General features: G+C 68.0%; 12 protein-coding genes. 3 read left to right on the top strand and 9 right to left on the bottom strand.

From position 1 onward, the window contains the following. Positions 1-134 precede the first annotated feature (134 nt). The 3 genes from GS424_RS07930 to GS424_RS07920 form a co-directional block, all read right to left on the bottom strand. The gene (locus tag GS424_RS07930) at positions 135-3,209 is read right to left on the bottom strand and encodes a mechanosensitive ion channel domain-containing protein (protein ID WP_160941653.1); all 3,075 of its coding nucleotides are present in this window, start codon (positions 3,207-3,209) and stop codon (positions 135-137) included. Between the two features lie 10 nt (positions 3,210-3,219). Beyond that, a complete protein-coding gene (locus GS424_RS07925; protein WP_160941654.1) occupies positions 3,220-4,062 on the bottom strand; it encodes a transporter substrate-binding domain-containing protein in 843 nt (280 codons plus the stop codon). 215 nt (positions 4,063-4,277) lie between these two features. Next, positions 4,278-6,899, bottom strand: coding sequence for a DEAD/DEAH box helicase (locus GS424_RS07920; RefSeq protein WP_160941655.1), 2,622 nt, complete (start codon positions 6,897-6,899; stop codon positions 4,278-4,280). Between the two features lie 461 nt (positions 6,900-7,360). Between GS424_RS07920 and GS424_RS07915 the strand changes: the two genes are divergently transcribed. Together GS424_RS07915 and GS424_RS07910 are read left to right on the top strand one after the other, a co-directional pair. Next, a complete protein-coding gene (locus GS424_RS07915) occupies positions 7,361-8,479 on the top strand; it encodes a putative NPN-dependent ornithine cyclodeaminase (RefSeq protein ID WP_160941656.1) in 1,119 nt (372 codons plus the stop codon). A gap of 130 nt (positions 8,480-8,609) precedes the next feature. Beyond that, positions 8,610-9,440, top strand: coding sequence for an SDR family oxidoreductase (locus tag GS424_RS07910; protein ID WP_160941657.1), 831 nt, complete (start codon positions 8,610-8,612; stop codon positions 9,438-9,440). 107 nt (positions 9,441-9,547) lie between these two features. Here the strand turns inward: GS424_RS07910 and GS424_RS07905 are convergent, their stop codons facing one another. The 3 genes from GS424_RS07905 to GS424_RS07895 all read right to left on the bottom strand — a co-directional run bounded on the left by GS424_RS07905 (position 9,548) and on the right by GS424_RS07895 (position 14,275). After that, positions 9,548-11,110, bottom strand: a complete 1,563-nt coding sequence (locus GS424_RS07905) for an FAD-dependent oxidoreductase (RefSeq protein WP_160941658.1) — start codon at positions 11,108-11,110, stop codon at positions 9,548-9,550. 179 nt (positions 11,111-11,289) lie between these two features. Next, entirely contained in the window at positions 11,290-12,732 is a 1,443-nt protein-coding gene (locus GS424_RS07900; protein WP_160941659.1) for a helix-turn-helix transcriptional regulator, read from the bottom strand. 88 nt (positions 12,733-12,820) lie between these two features. After that, positions 12,821-14,275 carry a helix-turn-helix transcriptional regulator gene (locus GS424_RS07895; RefSeq protein ID WP_160941660.1) on the bottom strand — a complete coding sequence of 485 codons (1,455 nt, stop codon included), beginning with the start codon at positions 14,273-14,275 and terminating at the stop codon, positions 12,821-12,823. A gap of 259 nt (positions 14,276-14,534) precedes the next feature. On the opposite strand from GS424_RS07895, the gene GS424_RS07890 reads away from it, so the two are divergent. Next, positions 14,535-16,043, top strand: coding sequence for an FAD-dependent oxidoreductase (locus GS424_RS07890; RefSeq protein ID WP_160941661.1), 1,509 nt, complete (start codon positions 14,535-14,537; stop codon positions 16,041-16,043). 3 nt (positions 16,044-16,046) lie between these two features. On the opposite strand, the gene brnQ is transcribed toward GS424_RS07890, so the two are convergent. From brnQ to GS424_RS07875, 3 genes are all read right to left on the bottom strand, one after another. Further along, positions 16,047-17,402, bottom strand: coding sequence for a branched-chain amino acid transport system II carrier protein (gene brnQ, locus GS424_RS07885; RefSeq protein WP_160941662.1), 1,356 nt, complete (start codon positions 17,400-17,402; stop codon positions 16,047-16,049). Continuing rightward, positions 17,395-18,183 (bottom strand): rhomboid family intramembrane serine protease, encoded by a 789-nt coding sequence (locus GS424_RS07880; RefSeq protein ID WP_160941663.1) that lies wholly within the window; start codon positions 18,181-18,183, stop codon positions 17,395-17,397. Before GS424_RS07880 ends, brnQ begins: the two co-directional genes overlap by 8 nt. Before the next feature lie 175 nt (positions 18,184-18,358). Then, positions 18,359-19,627 carry a DUF3533 domain-containing protein gene (locus tag GS424_RS07875; RefSeq protein ID WP_160941664.1) on the bottom strand — a complete coding sequence of 423 codons (1,269 nt, stop codon included), beginning with the start codon at positions 19,625-19,627 and terminating at the stop codon, positions 18,359-18,361. Positions 19,628-19,685 lie beyond the last annotated feature (58 nt).

The raw sequence follows: 19,685 nt of genomic DNA, 5'->3' as shown, positions 1-19,685 counted from the left end.
GCGAACCGCCCTGTTTCGCCGCAGCGGGGGCGTCGAGACCAGCGTACCGCAAGCCGCAGGCCTGCGGCCGCCGCCGCAACGAAAAGGGCCCGGAACGATCGTTCCGGGCCCCGATTCCGTGCGTTCGAGCGAGCTTAGCGCGACGCGTTCTCGTCGTCGTTGCCGAGATCCTTCGCCACTTCCTTCTGCTCCTCGTTGAAGCGGTCGGCGCGGAAGCGCTCGGCCGCCGTCGCCTTCTTGTACTCGCTCGCCTGGTTGATGACCACCTGCGGGTACGGGATGCTGATGTCGTACTTGTCGAACAGCATCTTCATCTCGCGGTTCAGGTCGCGCTCGAGCTGCGCGCGGTCCGACTCGTCGCATTGCACCACGATGCGGATGTTCACGCTGTTGTCGCCCAGCTCCACCACGCCCTTGTAGAAGGGACCGTCGATGGCCTTCGGCAGGCGCTTGCGGATGGCCGGCAGCTCCTTGGACAGGATGTTCTCCACGCGCTCGAGCGATTCGCCGTACTCGATGCCGACGTCGCACGAGGCGTAGGACACTTCCTTGGTCATGTTCACGACGTTGCTGATGTCGCTGTTGCGGATGACCTTGATGTTGCGGGAGCCGTCCTCCACCTTCGTGGTGCGCACGCCGATCTCCACCACAGTGCCGCGCCAGTCGCCCACCTTGATGATGTCGCCCACGCGGAACTCGCCTTCGAAGATGATGAACAGGCCGCTCAGGATATCGGAGACGAGCTCCTTCGCGCCGAAGCTGATGGCGATCGACAGGATGCCGGCGGAGGCCAGCAGCGTGGTGGTGTCGACGCCGACGAGCATGAGGCTGTAGTACAGCATGCCGATGATGGTGGCGTACTTGATGAAGCTGCTCAGCAGGCGGCACACCGTCTCGCCGCGCGCTCCCAGCACCGTGGACAGCAGGTTCAGCAGCTTCTGCACCACGGTGACCACGGTCATCGCCACGCAGATGAACATGATGCACGCCGTGAGCGCGAAGATGTTCAGGCCGCGCTCCCACTCGCCGCCCAGGATGTAGGAGAAGATGGACGCGCTGCCGAAGAAGCGGTCCTGGAACACCACGGCCACGCAGACCACGATCACCGAGGCGCCCAGGAGCCATTTGACCACGGCGGCCGTCTTCTGCTCCGCCGTGCGCTCGCTCCACTTGAACGACCGGTCGAGCCAGCGGCTGGCGGCGGATTCGGTCTTGATCTTGCGGCCGCTCGGCATGGTCACGTCGAACATGCGCGACTCGGCCTCCTCCTCGGGCCGCTTCGGCACGGAGAAGCCCCGCTTCGGCTCGAAGGCCAGCAGCAGGAAGATCACCGCGAGGCACACGAGCGCGATGCCGCCCGTCGTCAGCGTCAACGGCACCCGCTCGGCCATGAGCTCGCCTTCGGTGCCCGCGATGTAGAGGTAGTAGTCGTCGGTCTCGGCGGACGAGGCGTAGTACGTGACGCCCTCGATGGTGACGTAGTCGCAGTAGCCGCCCTTCAGCTGGTTCTCCGCCATGCCGTGCTCGAGCGCGGGCTTGCCCACGAGGCGCTGGTCGGGGAAGTACGCGAACGTGCCGTCGCCCTTGTTCACCGCGAAGGCGAACCCGTCGGCGCCCGACTTCATGCCGTCGAGCACGCTGTCGATCTGCACGCTGGACAGCAGGTTCTCCAGACGGGTGGCACGGATGCCGAGCTGCACGAGGCCGTTGGCGGTGCCGTCCGCATCGTGCAGCGCCACGCCGATGTACTGGCGCAGCTGGCCGGAGATCTCGTCGGCCTGCGGGTCCTGCACCACCGAGTCGGCGCCCTGGAGCAGCTTCCTGAACTCGGAGGACTGGTCGTCCGGGTTCTCGCTCAGCACGAAGTTCGCGTACGAGGAGTTCGTGGCCACCATGGTGCCGGTCTCGTCGTAGGTGAACACGTACTGGATCTGCAGCACGTCGGCCAGCTTCTGCAGGTCGGCCCTGTTCTCGAGCGCGGGGTTCTGGTCGATGATGTAGCCGGCCACGCGCGCCTTGCCGAGGTAGCGCTCGCTGTACTGGTCGTTGAGGTCCTCCATGCGGTCGGTGGAGCGCTGGATGGTCTCAACCACCTCGTCGACGCGCTCGTTGTTGGCCACCGATTCCGACGACAGCGCGAACAGCGTCTGCATGTAGAACGTCACCAGCAGGATGGCGAGGAAGCCCACGAACGACAGCACGGCCGCCTTCCGGCCGATGGCCTTGTTGTACAGCAGCGGCCCCACCGTGCGGAAATGCCCCTCGTCGTAGCCCTGCCGCTCGTCCTCGCGCATGACGAAGATGCCGTACATGATGACCACGGTCATCACCGCGAAGAAGATGAAGAGGATGACGCCCACCGTGATGTTGCGGGTGGCGGCCATGTCGCTCTCGGGCACGGCGGCGATGTAGTACAGGTCGCCGATCTTGCTCACGTTGCAGTACAGCGACTCGCCGTTCAGCTCCATCCAACCGACGTTGCCGTCCTCCAGCTCGGTCACGTCGATGCCGCCGTCGATGGCGTCGGTGCCGACGAGGTTCGAGTTCGGGTGGTACTCCACGAGGTAGTCCTGGGCGGACACCGCGAACATGTAGCCGTGCTGGCCGATGGCGACGTTCTCGAGCACGCTCTTCGTCGAGCCCGTCACCTCCACGAGGTCGCGCAGCTCGGCCGGGTTCTGCTCGACGACCACCATGGTGTCGGCGTCGATGGCGGCGGCGTAGTAGCGCTGCAGCCAGTTCTGCTCGGGCAGCTCGACCTCCACCGCCTGGGAGGGCTTGCCGTCGTCGAACACCGTGCGCAGCTGGTTGAAGCGCGGGTACGCGAAGTTGGCGAGGGTGTCCTGCGCCTTCGCGATGAGGCTGCCGTCGCGGCCGACCACCATGACGTTGTCCACGCCGAGGAGGTCCTTGTACTCGGCCATCTTCGCATCGGTGGCCTCGAAGCCCGCGTTGTTGTTCGCCATGAAGGCGACGCTCTCGGCCTTCGACTGGAATATCTCGTCGTAGGTGACCGTGTTCTGGTCGACGCTCTCCTGCGCCGATTCCAGCAGCTCGGGAAGCGCGTCGGCCTCGAGCTTCATCTCGCTCGTGTAGCCGTCGAGCGACAGGTCGTTCTGCATCGTGGACAGCACCACGCCCATGACGGCCATGCTGACGGCCGCCACCGCGATGAGGACGACGATCTTCACCTTGAGTTTCGTAGACATGCGGCCTCCCCTAGTCCCATTTATCCGTCAGCTGGGCGATGGTGCCATCGTCGAGCATGCCCTGGATAGCGGCGGAAACCGGCTGGCTGAGCGCGGAGTCCTTCTGCGTGGCGACGCCGTACTCCTGCGTGTCGATCGTGAAGTCGAGGATGCTGCGGTCGGCGTCCAGGTAGGTCTTGGCGATGCTGCCGTCCATGCAGGCGGCGTCGATCGCGCCCTCTTCGAGCGCCTTGCTGAGCTCCTGGTACGACGCCATCTGCACGAGATGGAACGTGTCGAACACGACGTCGGAGTTGTCCTCGTTGGCCGACAGGGCCTCGCCGGACGTGAAGCCCGCCTCCGTCAGCTTGATCACGAGCTGCGGGGCGGTGTTCGAGCCCGACATGGTGCCGAGGGTCTTGCCCTCGAGCGCGTCGACGCCGTCGATGAGCGCGCTGTTCTCGACCATGACGATGGAGTCGTCGGAATAGTACGCCGGCGAGAAGTCGAAGTTCTTCTGCCGCGATTCGGCGATGGAGTAGCACGCCACGAGGCAGTCGACCTCGCCGTTCTGCAGCATGTCCTTGCGGTTCTCGGGCAGCACGCTCACGAACTCCACCGCGCCGTAGCCCATGCGCTCGGCCATCTCGTTGGCGATGTCGATCTCGAGGCCGTAGTACTTGCCCGTGTCGTCGTTGAGGTAGCCGAAGCCCACCACGTCGCTTCGCACGCCCACGCGCAGCGTCTCGCCGTTCGACGCGGTCCCCTTATCGTCGCTCGCGCTCGCGCACCCCGCAAGGCCCGCCAACGCGCACGAAAGCAGCAGGACAGCGAGCAGCAACGTGGCGCGCGCTCCCCCTCTGATCTTCCTCATCCGTCTCCTCCTATCGCACAAAAAACCTCCGGTCGCCTCGCCCCGAGGCGAAGAGACACCGAAGTGTTAAGTATGGCAAAAAGTCAACGGAGCAAAGACCTGATCAATCGGTTCAAAATATAGTTGAGGACGGGGAGGAAGGGGCGCATGCGCCCGGGGAGACGCGCGCACCGGAAGACGCCCGGGGCGCGCACGAGGCGAGGCGGAGCCGCGCGTCAGGCGAGCCGCTCCTCCCCCAGGTCCTCCACGAAGCCCACGCGGAGGTTCTTGAACACGGCCTCCCCCTCCTCCTGGCTGGCGTCGAGGTCGACGTCGGCGACGAGGGCGAAATCGTGGTCGCCTTCGGGGTCGCTGAATATCTGGCGCACGTGCCACACGCGGTCGGTCGCCTCGTCCGCCTCGTCGATGGCGAGGTAGGCCGTCGAGCGGGCGTCGGCGTCGATCTGGACGGCCTCGTGCACCTCGAAGTAGGCGTCGAGCGCGCGCTGCCAGCGCGGCTCGCCGCAGCCCCATTCCTGGTCGAGCTTGCCCAGCTCGGCCGCGCGCCCCTGCGAGGCCAGCCGCACGCGCTGGAACAGCGCGTTGCGCACGAGCACGGTGAGGCCGCGGCGGTCGGCCACCACGACGTCGCCCGCCGACGGCGGCGCGGCGTCGGCCGCGGAGCCCGCGCTCTCCCATTCGTCCACGAGGCTCGAGTCCACCGAGCGCACGACGAAGCCGAGCCATGCGATGACGTCCACGAGCCGCTCGTCGCGCTTGTCCGCGGGCACCGTGCGGTCGAGCACGCGGTAGGCGTCGGACAGGTAGCGCAAGAGCGTGCCCTCCGAGCGCGCGATGCCGTAGCGCTGCACGTAGCCCTTGAAGTCGGACGCGCCCTCCAGCATGTCGCGCAGCACCGACTTCGGCTCCAGCTGGAAGTCGCGCGCCCAGGGCACGTCGGCGCAGTAGCGCTCGAACGCGGCGTCCAGCAGCTCCTCGAGCGGGCGCGGGTACGTGATCTCGGCGAGGCGCTCGAGGCGCTCCTCGTACTCGACGCCGTCGGCCTTCATGTCCTGCATGGCGCGGTCGCGCGCGGCGCGCTCCTGGGCGCGCAGCACCTGGCGCGGGTTCTCCAGCGTGGCCTCGGCCATGGAGATGACGTCGAGCGCGTACGTGTCGCTTTCCGGGTCGAGCAGCTCGAGCGCCGCCAGCAAAAACGGCGACAGCGGCTGGTCGAGCGCGAAGTCCTCGGGCAGGTCGACCGTGGTCACGTACGCGGTGCCCCCGTCCTCGCCCTCGACGCTCTCGATGACGTCGGCGTTCACGAGCGTCTCGAATATCTCGTCGGCGCGCACGACGAGCGCGGCCTTCTCCTCGGCGGTCTGCGCCGAGTCCTCGATGAGCCGGCGCACGCGGCTGTACGCGTCGCCGCCCTGCACCACCTCGGACAGCACCATGGAATGGGTGATCTTCATGCGCGGCTTCAACGTCTCGGGCACCGCCGCGATGAGGCGCTCGAAGGTCTGCTTGTTCCAGGTGACGAAGCCCTCGGGCGGCTGCTTCTTCTTGACCTTGCGGATCTTCTTCGGGTCGTCGCCCGCCTTCGCCATGAGCTTCGCGTTCTCGATGTCGTGCTCGGGGGCCTCGGCGATCACCATGCCCTCGGTGTCGAAGCCCGAGCGCCCCGCGCGGCCCACGATCTGATGAAACTCGCGGGCGCGCAGGCGGCGCATCTTGTAGCCGTCGAACTTCGTGAGCTGCGTGAGCACCACAGTGTGGATGGGCACGTTGATGCCCACGCCCAGCGTGTCGGTGCCGCAGATGACGGGCAGGAGGCCCTGCTGGGCCAGCTTCTCCACGAGCAGCCGGTAGCGCGGCAGCATGCCCGCGTGGTGCACGCCCACGCCGCTCGCCAGCAGGCGCTTGAGCGTCTTGCCGAACGCCGTGGTGAAGCGCGTGCCCTTCACGGCGTCCTTGACGAGCTCGCGCTGCTCCTTGGAGGCCACGCCGTAGCTCGACAGCGCCTGCGCTGTGGCCAGCGCCGCGTCCTGCGAGAAGTGCACGAGATACAGCGGTGCCTCGCCCTTGCGCAGGGCCAGCTCCACCGTGCCCTCGAGCGGCATCTCCACGTACTCGTACGACAGCGGCACCGGGCGCGGCGCGTCGGCGACGACGTCCACGTCCGTGCCCGTGCGCTCCTTGAGCGACGCCGCGATGGCGCTGACGTCGCCCAGCGTGGCGCTCATGAGGAGGAACTGCGTCTTCGGCAGCGTGAGCAGCGGCACCTGCCACGCCCAGCCGCGATCGGCGTCGCCGTAGAAGTGGAACTCGTCCATGGCCACGCAGCCCACGTCGGCGGCCTCGCCCTCGCGCAGCGCCTGGTTGGCCAGGATCTCGGCCGTGCAGCAGATGACGGGCGCCTCGGCGTTGATGTGCGCGTCGCCCGTGATCATGCCCACGTTCTCGCGGCCGAGCACCTCCACGAGGCTGAAGAACTTCTCGCTGACCAGCGCCTTGATGGGCGCCGTGTAGTACGAGCGCTTCCCCGTGGCCAGCGCCATGAACTGCATCCCCAGCGCCACGAGCGACTTGCCCGAGCCCGTGGGCGTGCCGAGGATCACGTGGTCGCCCACCATGAGGTCCATGAGCGCCTCCTCCTGGTGGGACCACAGCTCGATGCCGCGCGCGGTCGTCCAGTCGAGGAAGCGGTCGAGCGCCGCATCGGGCGAAAGCCACGGCTCCAGCGCCGGCTCGCCCTCGGCCGGCTCCCACCACGTCGGCGCGAGCCGGCCCAGCGAACCGGGAAGGTACGCCTCGTCGTCGGGCTCTGTCGTTGCATCCTGCGCGCGTTCAACCATGGGGGAAGGCCTCCGGGGATCTCGATCGATGTTCGAATGCGTATTCTACCCGCATGCGCCGCCTTGCGAGGTCCGGACGAGCAAAGTCCGTGAGTTTTGCACCCCTTTGGCACGCCTCTGAAAGCATACGACCAGAAAAATCGGAACCGTCCCACGCATCGCGCCTGATGGCGATTGTTTCGAGCCATGCATTTCGAAGCGAACCCGTCTTTCGAGGGTGCATTTCTCGGGAACCTTGCCTTTTCGAGGCGTATTCCGTGCCACGAGGGTGCATTTCTCGGGGACTATGCGAGACAGGGCGCAAAACGGTATGACCGCAAAACGCCGCTTCTCCAGGGATAAGAACGCGGCTCGCATCCGGAGGGGCGCGACCCGCCGCGCGAGCGTCTGCGCGGCGCGAGCGCCCCGTCTCCTGCTATAATCGCCCTCCGAGAGAGACGTACCCCGAAAGAAGGCCGCCCATGAGCTTCGCACTGAACCCCTACACCGCGCCCGACTTCGACCGCGAGCCGCTGGCCGGCGCGCCCGACGCCGTGCTGCTCCCCGCGCCGAAGGACGGCGTGGCGCCCGAGGGCTACCACGCCATGAGCATCTACCCCGAGTACTTCAAGATCGACGGCACGTGGCTGTTCGCGGAGGACAGCCGCATGGACTGCGTGCCCGTCTTCGAGGGCGGGCGCATCTTCGTGCGCGAGTTCCGCCACATCCGCGCGGGCGACGCCATCGTGTGCGGGCGCACCGAGTCGGGCGCGCAGGGCATCTACGTCCACACGAACGGGTTCGACGCCGCGCCGGACGACGAGGGCGAGCTGGCCGACGCCGGCAGGCATGCCGACAACTTCGCCTTCCGCCTGGGACGCTCGCGCGAGACCGCGTTCTCCCGCGAGTACGACGAGCTGTACGAGCTGCTGAAGCACGAGCGCGAGCACGGCTACATCGTGTGGGTCATGGGGCCGGCGTTCTCGTTCAACGGCTTCTCGCGCACGGCGTTCTCGAAGATCGTCGAGGCCGGCTACGCCGACGCGGTGTTCGCCGGCAACGCGCTGGCCACGCACGATTTGGAGGGCTCCTACTTCCACACGGCGCTCGGCCAGGACATCGAGACGCAGGAGAACCGCCCGCTCGGCCACTACAACCACCTCGACACCATCAACCGCGTGCGGCTGTACGGCTCCATCGGCCGGTTCATCGAGGAGGAGCAGGTGACGAGCGGCATCATGCACGCGCTCGAGAAGAAGGGCGTGCCCTACGTGCTGGCGGGCTCCATCCGCGACGACGGCCCGCTGCCGTGCGTGCTGGGCAACGCCTACGAGGCGCAGGACGCCATGCGCGCCCACCTGCGCAAAGCCACCACCGTCGTGTGCATGGCCACCATGCTGCACACCATCGCCACGGGCAACATGACGCCGTCGTACCGCGTGCTGGAGGACGGCACCGTGCGCCAGGTGTACTTCTACTGCGTCGACATCGCCGAGTTCGCCGTGAACAAGCTCATCGACCGCGGCTCGCTGGCCTCCCGCGGCATCGTGACGAACGTCCAGGACTTCATCGCCAACGTGGCGAAGGGCCTGGGGCTGTAGCGGGGCGCAGGAGCCCGCGCGCCCGCGCGCTCGCATGCGCGCGGGCTCCTAAAACGCCTCTTGACTTGGAGTCGGCTCCAAGCCGTATGCTCCTCGGCGACATCGAAGGACGAAACCTAAGGAGCACGGCATGAACGACGTGATGATACTCACCGGCGCGGGCCAGATCGGCTTGGCCATCGCGCGGCGCATGGGGTACGGCGCGACCATCGTGGTCGGCGACAAGCGGCTGGAGAACGCCCAGGCGGCGGCCCGCACCCTGAACGAGGCGGGGTTCGCCGCCGAAGCGTTCGAAACGGACATCTCCTCGCGCGATTCCGTGCGGGACCTCGTCGGCGAGGCGCGCGAGCGCGGCGAGGTGGCCATGTTCGTGAACGCGGCGGGCGTCTCGCCCAGCCAGGCGCCCGTCGAGGCCATCCTCGCGGTCGACCTCTACGGCACCGCCATGCTGCTGGAAGAGGTGGGCAAGGTCGTCAAGCGGGGCGGCGCCGGCGTCACCATCTCGAGCCAGTCGGGACACCGCATGCCCGCGCTCGGCGCCGAGGTCGACGAGCTGCTGGCCACCACGCCCGCCGACGAGCTGCTGGACCTGGACATCCTCCAACCGGAGAACATCGTCGACACGCTGCACGCCTACCAGCTGGCGAAGCGCTGCAACGAGAAGCGCGTGATGGCCGAGGCGGTGAAGTGGGGCATGCGCGGCGCGCGGCTCAACTCCATCTCGCCGGGCATCATCGTCACCCCGCTCGCCCTCGACGAGCTGGCCGGGCCGCGCGGCGACTTCTACCGCACCATGTTCGCCCAGTGCCCCGCAGGCCGCGCCGGCACGGCCGACGAGGTGGCGAACGTGGCCGAGCTGCTCATGCGCCCGCAGGGCGCCTTCATCACCGGGACGGACGTCCTCATAGACGGCGGCGCCACCGCCTCGTACTTCTACGGCCCCCTGAAGCCGCAGAGCTAGCGGCCGCCGCGCCCGCGGGGCGGGCCGACGCCCGAGGGAGTCGGCGCCGGCCCGCGTCCGGGAGGGGCCCTCGCAGGCGCGGATGCGCCCGGAGGATCGGGAGCCGATCAGCTCTTGCCCAGCGCGTGCCTCACCGCGGTGCGCGCGGAGTTGAGGTTGTGGCCGCCGATGGAGGCGGGCACCTCGATGGTGTACGTGCCGTCGTAGAGCATGCAGCTGTCGGTGCCGACGGCGTAGAGCCCGGGTATGGCTTCGCGCGCCGCGGTCACGGCCTGGTAATCGCGGTTGACCAGGATGCCGCCCATCGTGGTTCCCAGCATGATGACGTGCTTGAGCGCGTAGAACGGCCCGGTCTCGATGGCCGCGAGCAGCTCCGGCTCCTTGCCGAACGACCGGTCCTCGCCCAGCTCGCAGTAGCCGTTGTACTGCTCGACCGTCGCGGCGAACGCGGCCTTGTCGATGCCCATCGCGCCGGCAAGCCCCTCGACGGTGTCCGCCGAGTACAGCCCGTCGGCCCCCTGGGCCAGCGATTCCTCGAGCTCGGCCTTCAGATCGAACATGCTCTCGAACTTCTCGGCCAGCCGGTCGATGCCCGCCTGGTCGTACACCATGTACGATCCCGTCTGGGTCAGCACCGTGTTCGACGCGCAGATCATGGCCTTCGCGCCGCAGTTCTCGTTCGTGTAGCGCATGCCCTCGGAATTCACCCACAGGCCCGACCCGTCGATGGCCACTTGGAACGCGCTCATCGTCGGGATGCCGTTCAGGCACGCGTTGCTGAGGTAGGCGGTATGGTTGCGGTTGTCGAAGGCGCCCGCCTCGAGGGCCATCTCCAAACCGTCGCCGATGTTGGTGGGGTTGCCGGTCAGCGACACCGTGTCCAGCACGATGCCCTGCTTCTCCACCAGGTCGCGGTTGCTGCCGAATCCGCCCGATGCCAGGATGACAGCCCGGGCGTTCACCTGCAGGATCGACCCGTCGCCCTGCTCGGCGTAGAAACCGGTGACCGCCCCGTCGCCGTCCACGATGAGCTGGCGGGCGCGCGTCTGCGTGCGGATCTGTGCGCCGTACTCCTCGGCTTTCGCCTTCATCGGCGGGATGTAGCTCTCGGACGCCAGGCCCTTGTACCAGTGGAACGTGGGCACCTGGCCTACCCCGCCGTAGTCGTCGACGACGCCGGAGAACTCCACGCCCTTCTCGACGAGCCAGTTGAGGTTGTCGCCCGAGCGCTCCACCTGATCGCTCCAGAACGTCGCGTTGATCCGGTAGTTGAAGAAGTCTATCTCGTGGGCCACGATCTCCGCGAGCGTGATCTCGATGCCCTGCTCTTTCTGCATGTCGCTGTTCACGCCGAACATGCCTTCCGTTCCCGTGCCGTTGCCGCCCACGTCGCCGCCGACCTCCACCAGAACCGTGGACGCGCCGTACTCGGCCGCCTGCACCGTGGCCGCGAGACCCGAGATGCCGCCGCCGATGACGGCCACGTCGGCATCGATGGTTTCGGCAACCTGGTCGGCGTAGCCCGCCCCGTCGGCGGCGTCGGCCCCGTCGGCCTTCCGGCCGCCCGTGGACGAGCAGCCCGCCATCAGCCCCGCGAACGCCGTGGCGGCGCCCGCCGCGAGGGCTCCCGTGCAGAACCCTCGACGCGTCAATCCCTTCGTTTCGTTCATGGCAATTCCCTCCTGGGTAGCGCTGACTCCTGCCCGCGACGATCCGCGGGCGCCGTTCGCCTCCATGCGAACGACAAGGCGCAGCGTAGGCGACGCCCGTGCGGCCGCCTATCCCAGTTTTGGATGGAACCGGTGGATTCCGCCATCCCCCGATTGGATGGAGCGCGTTCTACCAGGCGTTACGCGTTCGGATTCTCGTCCGAAACATCCGCGCCGTCCACGACGTCGAGCAATTCCTGCCGCGTTGCCACGCCCACCTTGCGGTAGATGTTGTGGGTGTGGGTCTTCACCGTGCTCTCGGCGATGACGAGCTGCTTGGCGATTACGGGGCCGCTGCGCCCCTGCGCGATGAGCTCGAGCACGTCCATCTCGCGCGGGGACAGGCCGTAGCGCTGCCGCATGGACGCGCAGCGCGCACGGGCGTCGGCTTTGAGCGCGCCCCGGGAAAGGCCGCCTTTGCGCACGCGGAAGAACGAGCCGTCGAACGCGAAGCTACTGGCCAGGATCAGCACGTACACCACGACGAGCGCGACGGCCGCGAGGAACATGCCGTCGACGGAGAACGCGGCCGCGATGGTGGACACGAGCACGAACCCGACCGCCCTGCCGGCCTGGACGATCAGGCGCCCCCAGCTGAACACGGCGGCGGCCGAGTAGCGCGTCGACGCGGCGGCGATGTCGAGCATCACGATCCAGAGGACCATGTCGAACATCGTCTCACCCGCCTTCATGAGCCCGTACGCGAGCGAGTCGTTTCCCACGGGCAGCAGGATGAAACCGGCCGCCAGCAGGGGCAGGACCATCTTGGCAAGCGTTTCGAAGCGGAGGCGCTTGGGGAAGGCGAAGCTGCCGAGCGCGAAGGCGAGCGCCGTGGCGCCGGTGAACGCGAGCCCCACCCCGCTCGTGTCCAAGAACCCGTCGGCGTCGGAGAAGAAGAGTCCGGACATCAGGCCGAACACGGCGCCGTAGATGACGAGGCCCGCCATGAACGTCAGGGGGAGCGGGCAGCCGCGCTTGCCGATGGTCGGCGGCGCGTCCGCCGGGGAGCCGGCCGTCGTCGGCGCGCCCGCTTCGGGGCCCTCCCCTTCCGCGCGCTTTCTCGGGAGCGCGGCCAGCGACAGGCACGGCAGCGCCGCGGCGACGGCCAGGGCGGCGACGTGGGGAAGAGGGAGCGCGCCGAGCGCCATCGCGAGGCCCACGCCCAGCGCGATGGACAGCGACACGTAGCGCATCGCCTCCTGGGTGGGGTACTCGCTGTAGCGCTCGCTCCACATGATGAAGACGATGGAGTTCGCCACCGTCGAAAGGGCGACCCCCGCCAGGAACAGGGCGAGCCCCGCAGCCGAGCCGACGGTCGATCCCGCGAACACCGCGACCGTCCCCAGCGCGCCGCCAGCCGCCGCGATGCCGCAGGCGACCCTGCTCTCGCCGATGCGCCCGCGTCTGAACAGCAGGGCGAGCGCCAGCAAGCTGACGACGGAGACGCACGGCTGCGCGAACGAGGCGAGGCCCACGTCCTGCAAGGGGTCGGAGGCGTTCGCATACAGCACCGAGCTGTGCAGCGACAGGCATATCCACGCCCACTGCAGGCCGAACCCGAAATCGCGCCAAGAAATCCGCATGGTCTCCTCTCCCGTCGATCCTCCCATCGCCCTCTATTGTAAACGAGAACGCGCCGCCCCGGCCGCCGCGCCCGCGGGGCGGGCGCTCCTAATCGAGGAACAGGTCGATGAGCTCCTGCTTGCTGTGGATGTCCAGCTTCACGTATATCTTCTTGATATGGCCGCGCACGGTGTTCGGGGACAGCCAGAGCTGCTCCCCGATGTAGGTGGACGTGCGCCCGCGTGCGAGATGCGAGAGGATTCCCTGCTCGCGCTCGGTCAGACCGTACCGCTTCCCCAGCTCGGCGGCTTTTCGGCGGAACGCCTCGTCGTCGGTCGGCTCCGGCCGGGAACGCCGGCCCTTCCGCCCGTCACGCTCCGCCTTCCTGCCCCGCGACAGGTACAGCAGCACGAACGCCAGCGCGTACATGGCTATGGCGACGATCAGCATGGCCTTCGAGATCCAGTCGTAGGAGCGCGATGCCACGTCTCCGCCTATCAGCACGCCCGCCAGCACCGACAGCCTGATCATCACCGCCGAAGCGCCCATGAACACGTACGGGTTCAGCGAGCGGTCGTGCGACTCGCGCACGATCAGGTACATGACCCCCACCGACGCGAACTGGTAGCCCATGATGAACAGCACGCTGAACAGATAGCCGAACCGGAATCCCAAAAAGGGCCACGCGAGCAGAAGCGTAGCCAGCACGGGGAACAGGATGCGGTACGCGCGCTCCATGCCCAGCCGCCTCGGCATCGCATAGGCCACCACGAAGAACGCGCAGTAGCCCAGAACGACGCCGAGGCCGCCCGCCCTGTCCGAGCCCTCGAACGCGTACCCGTCGATCAGCATGAAGCTGTTCAGGATGCCCACCACGCACCCGAGCGCGAGCAGCACCGCCAGGCCGTTGCTGATGGACGCGAGCCCTTTCGCGTAGCGCCCCGCCGCCACCGGCGAAAACGAAGGCCGTCCCTCGCTCGCGAGCACGATCCGCTTCGCTTTCAGGTACAGCGCGACGCCCGCCAGGGACAGCGCGGCGACGCACACCATGACGGCCGACGGCGGCAAGCGCATGACGGCGTTGGAGAGCAGAGCGGAGAGCAGCGTGGCCGAAGCGAGCATCTGCATGCTCCTCACCACGTCCACCGACGCGAACACCTCCACCCAAGCCAAGGTGAGCAAGGCGGTGCCCACGCCGTACATCACGCACACGACGACGAGGTGGACGAACGGCTCGAGCGCATCGAAGACGCCGAACAGCGACAGCACGCCTCCCGACGCCAGGAGGAGGGCCGGCACGACGACCGGCAGCTTGAACGACGGCATCCACCCCTTGTAGGCGAGGACGACCGCGACGCAGTAGGCGACCACGATGGGAAACGAGGTCACGACGGCGAATGAAAGGTTCGACAGCATGATGAACGGGGTTCCGCCCGGAGACATGGCCGTCGCGTACGCCACGGATTGCGCGGACTTGAACGAGGCGAACCCCGCCACGACGCACGCCAAAAAGACCCACGACCCGGTGGAGCACGCAGATCCGTGCGCGCGTTGCGCTTTCATAGGCCCCCTCTCCCTCACCTTTCCACTTTCTCCTAAGGGAAGGCCGAAAGCAATCCTCATTTTGCCCCGAAACCCAAACAACCCATTTTGGGTCGCGCCGCATTCAACCCATTTTGGAAGAAGACGCCGCGAATCGGCGCCTCTATGCTGGTCGACGACGACCGGGGGCGGGTGCGCGAGCACCGGCAGCCCGACCGGCCGAAGGGGACGAAGCGGCACGCCGGCGAGGCGGCGCCGCACGCAAGGAAAGGGAGGGAACATGCACGAGCTATCACGACGCACTTTCTTGGGAGGCCTCGCTTTGGGAGGAGGGGCCCTCGCGCTCGCGGGGATCGCCGGCTGCTCGCCCCAATCAGGGCAGGAGGCGGCCACCTCGACGGCGGCAGGGACATGGGACGAGGAGGTCGATCTGCTCGTTTGCGGGTGCGGCGGCTCCGGCATGGCGTGCGCCATCGAAGCGAAGGACAGCGGCATCGAGAACGTCATGATCATCGAAAAGCGTTCGAACGTAGGCGGAACCACCACCACGTCGCAAGGCATGATCGCCGGGTTCGACACCGCCATCCAGAAGAAGCAGGGCATCGAGCTCACCTACGACGAGATGTACGCCAACCTCATGAACAACGCCTCGTACCGCCTCGATCCCGCCCTGACGAAGATCACGGTGGAGAACTGCGGCAAGACCATCGACTGGCTCGCCGAGCGCGTGCACGTCCCGTTCATCGACGACGTGGCCGTCTACTACGGGCCGCTGCAGATGATGCACACGGTCGACGGCGGAGGAGCCGGCTTCGCCGATGCTTTCACGGCGCGCCTCGACGAGCTGGAGGTCGAGATCAAGAAGGACACGAAGCTGACGGACGTTCTCCTGGACGGCGAGGGAAAGGTCGAGGGCGTCGTCGCCGAAAGCGGGTCGAAGACGCTGCGCATCAAGGCGAAGGCCGTCATGATCGCCACCGGCGGCTATGCGCAGAACCCCGAGCTCACCGCCCGGCTCGATCCGGAGAAGGCGGGAACCTTCGGAATAGGCTACCTGGGCTGCGAAGGCGACGGGCTGATAGCGGCTTCGAATGCCGGGGCGGGGCTCACGCACACCAACGACATGATGTGCGTGCTGAAGGACCACACCATCATGAGCGAGCACGACGGCACCTCCGCCTCGGCGAACGTCAAGGGCTTCACCAACCTCGCCAACATGATCCTCGTCGGCGCGGCGGGCACGCGCTTCTGCAACGAGGACGACAAGGGCTACATGTCGCAGAACCTCAACGGCCCCGTATTCGACCAGATGCACCGCGACGGGAAGGGCTTCGTCTGGATGGTGTCCGACCAGGCGACCATCGACGCGACCGACGGCAAGACCGCGCGCGGCGAAAACCTCGCCTACGCGACGGGAGCCGACGTTTCCGAATTCGCGCGGAGCCTCGGAGTGGATGAGGTCGGCCTGCAAGCAACCCTCGACGCCTACAACGCGGCGGTCGATTCAGGCGTCGACCAGGAGTTCGGGTGCTTCCCCACGGCGAAGATCAACCCGCCCTACGCGGCCCTGCCCGTCGTGCCCTGCGAGATCATCACGTACGGCGGCATCGCGCGAAACGAGGCGGGCGAGGTCGTGAAAGCGGACGGCACGCCCATCCCCGGCCTTTTCGTAGGCGGCGAGGCCGGCGGCAACTCCGCCTACATGGGCTTCACGCTGTCGAACTGCTTCACCTGGGGACGCATCGGCGGCAAGAGCGCGGCCCAGTACATCCAAAGCGCCACGGCGTAGACGCTACCCCGCATCCCCTCCCCGTGCGGGCCCGGCGTTTCGCCGGGCCCGCATCGACTGCGCCGCGCCGATCGCGGCGCCAGCGAGCGCGGGCAGCAGCCAGCCGAGGCCGGCGTCGGCGAGCGGGAGCGCGTCGAGGGGCAGCCAGAGCCCCGGGGCGAACGCGTCGCGCAGCGCCACGGCAACGCTGCAGGCGGCAGTGACCAGCACGGCCCAGGGCCACATGCGCGGCAGCCTATCGCAGCGCTTGTGCGCGAGGCCCATCGCCACGAGCACGATGGCCGGCGGGTACAGCGCGCCGAGCAGCGGCGCCGAGAACGCGAGGATGGCGTCGAGGCCCACGAGCGACACCGCGCAGCTGAACGCGGCGAACGCCGCCGCCCACGCCGCGAGCGGGATGCGCGGGAAGGCCTCGGAGAAGTACTCGGAGCAGCACGAGATGAGCCCCGTGCACACGTTGAGGCACGCGAGCAGGAAGATGGCCGCCACGATGACGGTGCCCGCGGCGCCGAAGTGCGCGCTCGCCGACGCCGTGAGGATGGACGCGCCGTTGGCCGCGTCGGACATCGAGGACGCCATCGCCGCGCCCACGAACGCCAGCCCGCAGTAGATCGCCATCATGAGCGCGCCGGCGATGAGGCCCGCGCCCGAGACGGAGCCCGCCACGCGCTTCGGGTCGCTCACGCCCAGCTCGCGCACGTTCGCGGCCACCACGATGCCGAAGCACAGCGCCGCCAGCAGGTCCATGGTCTGGTACCCCGTGAGGAAGCCGTGCGACACGGGGCTCGCGTCGTAGGGGGCGTGCGGCTGCGTCGGGGAGCCCGAGCCGCCCAGCAGCGAGGCGCCCACCACGAGCACGATGAGCGCGATGAGGGCCGGCGCGGAGAAGCGCCCGAGCACGCGCGACAGCAAACCGGGCCGCAGCGCCAGCGCGAACGCCACGCCGAAGAACGCCACGGAGAACACGGCCGCCGCGACGCCGAGGCCGGCCGCGTCCGTTGCGGGCAGCAGGGGCTTCAGCATCTCGAAGGCGGTCGAGGAAGTGCGCGGGATGGCGAGGAACGGCCCGATGGTGAGATACATGAGCCCGATGAACACCGAGGCGAACAGCGGGCTCACGCGCCCGGCCAGCTCGCGCACGCCGCCGCACACGGCCACCGCCACGATGCCGAGCACCGGCAGCCCGATGCCCGCCGCGAGGAAGCCCGCCATCGCGGGGATCGCCGCGTCGCCCGCCTGCAGGCCCAGCAGCGGCGGCAGGATGAGGTTGCCCGCGCCGAAGAACATCGAGAACAGCATGCCGCCCACCGCCAGCAGCTGAGCCGGCCGCAGGCCGGCGGCGCGGCGCTCGCTAGACACCGAGCACTCCCTGCGAGACGAGCAGGTAGACGAGCGCCGCCACCCACAGCACGGCCACGACGATGCGCACGGGCGTCGGCACGCGCAGGTTCTTCGCGGGGATCATGAACATGGCGATGAGGCCGCCCAGCGCGCCGCCGAGGTGCCCGCTCACGGAGATGCTGGGCACGAGCAGCGTGTAGGCCACGTTGACGCCGATCACGGCGAGCATGCTCTTGCTGTACTGCGCGAAGAACGAGCGGTTCCCCCTGTGCAGCAACCCCAGCAGCGCCACAGCCACGAACAGGCCGAACACGCTGGTCGAAGCGCCGGCGCTCACGGTGGGCCCGCCGCCCAGCAGCACGTCGGCGGCGTAGGACACCGCGTTGCCCGTGATGCCGGCGATGAAGTACAGCGCGAGGTAGTTCCCCTTGCCCAGCACGCGCTCGAGCACCTCGCCGACGCTGAACAGCGCCACCATGTTGAAGCCGAGGTGCATGAGGTCCATGTGCAGGAACATGGGCGTGACGAAGCGGTACAGGTCGACGGGCGATTGGACGAGCGGCGCGTACATCGCGCCCATGTCGACGAGGGTGCGCGTGGATACGTCGACGCGCATGCCCGACAGCAGCACCTCGACCGCGAACACCAGCACGTTGATCGCGATGAGCGCGAGCGTGACGAGGCGGTAGCGGTTGCGCTCGAAGAAGCTCGGCTGGTTGTTCGCCATCATCCGCTTCAGCCGCTCGTCGTCGATGACCCGCCTCGGCTCTCCCACCGGCTCGTTCACCTTGTATGGCACGTCTGTCTCCTCGATCGTGTGTTGGTTCGCTTGAACCGGAACATACTACCACGAGGAGCCGGGCGGTCACCGTTTTGAAGCATTCCGCCCCGCCGGTCGTTCGCCGAATCGACACACACGAGGAAGGGGGCGCGCCGAAGCCCGCCCCCTTCCTCGCGGCCCCCGAAGCGCGCGCCTAGGCGGCGGCTCCCCCCTTCGCGGCCTTCCCGCCCGGCACGAGGGCGGCGATGCAGGCCAACACGGCACCCACCGCGCCTATGACCAGCAGCGGCAGGCTGCCCGCATTCCAAGCCCCCTCCTCGAGGAACAGGACGGCGCGCACGCCCTCGCCTATGAAGCGCTGCGGGGCCCACGGGTACACCCAGTCCTGCCAGAACGCCGGCAGGACCTCGAAGGGCAGCGTCCCCGTCATCATGCCGAAGGCGAATCCCGCGATCACCACCAGCCCGCCGAGCGCCGTGGAGACGTTGAACGCTCCGATGAACAGCAGCATCACGCAGAAGCTGGCGAGCCACAGGAACAGCACGAAGTCCATCATGGGAGCCTCGATTCCCTCGATCCACAGCAGGATGCAGTACACGCACAGGCTCGCGACGAGCGATGCCGCGACAGCGTAGGCCGCCTGCAGCCCGACGGACTTCCACCGCTCGGAGCGCGGCGCGCCGGGCCGCTTCTTGAACACGCGGCTCAAGACGAGGGCCGTCAGCACCGAGACCATGAACAGGGGCATGATGGAAAGCTGGAGCGACATCATGCCGGCCATGGGGTTGGCCGCGGCGGCACCGTCGCCTGCGGAAGCCGTGGCTCCCGTATGAATCGTCTCGGTTTCAACCTCGACGCCCAGCTGTTGGAACATCGAGGAGATGCTCGTCCCCATCTGACCTGCCACGAGCGGGCTCTTCGCCTTGTCGAGGATCACCTTGAGCGCGGGGGCCTCGACCCCTTCGGCCTCGGCGGCGGCACCCTGGGCGGCGGCCGGGGACGCGGCCGACGCCGCGGCCTCGCCCGGGACGGCGGCGCCCCTTCCCTGCGCCTGCGCGGCCATGAGCGCCTGGGCCTGGGCCATCAGCTCCTGCGTCTCGGCCTGCTTCGCCGCGGCCTGGCGGGCGCTGAAATCGGCCGGCACGACGAGCGCGCCGTAGAACTCCCCGTTCTCGAGCGCCTCGTCCAGCTCCTCCTGGCTTCCCACCCGCGTCCAGGCGATGGGCGAATCCTCCCCGTCACCCGCCGCCGTCGCGGACACGATGCTCTCGACGATCGCGTCGCCGGCGCTCACCGTGCCCTGCGGCGTCTCCACGCCCTCGTCGAGCGAGAGCACGGCGAACGGCAGCTCCTTCATCTCCATGTTTGCCATGGGAAAGAACATGATCGACATGACGCACGACACCACGATGCCGATCGCCAACGGCACCGCGTACTTCTTGTTCCCGAGCTTCTCGAGCATCGGAAGCCTCCTTTCGAATGCGCTGCGGACGCTTGACCGGACCCGCAGCATCGCTTAT

The sequence above is a fragment of the Eggerthella guodeyinii genome (assembly GCF_009834925.2).
In the GTDB taxonomy this organism is placed as follows: domain Bacteria; phylum Actinomycetota; class Coriobacteriia; order Coriobacteriales; family Eggerthellaceae; genus Eggerthella; species Eggerthella guodeyinii.
Note: the sequence above shows the minus strand (reverse complement) of the source record. Positions and strands in the feature narration are given on the sequence as shown.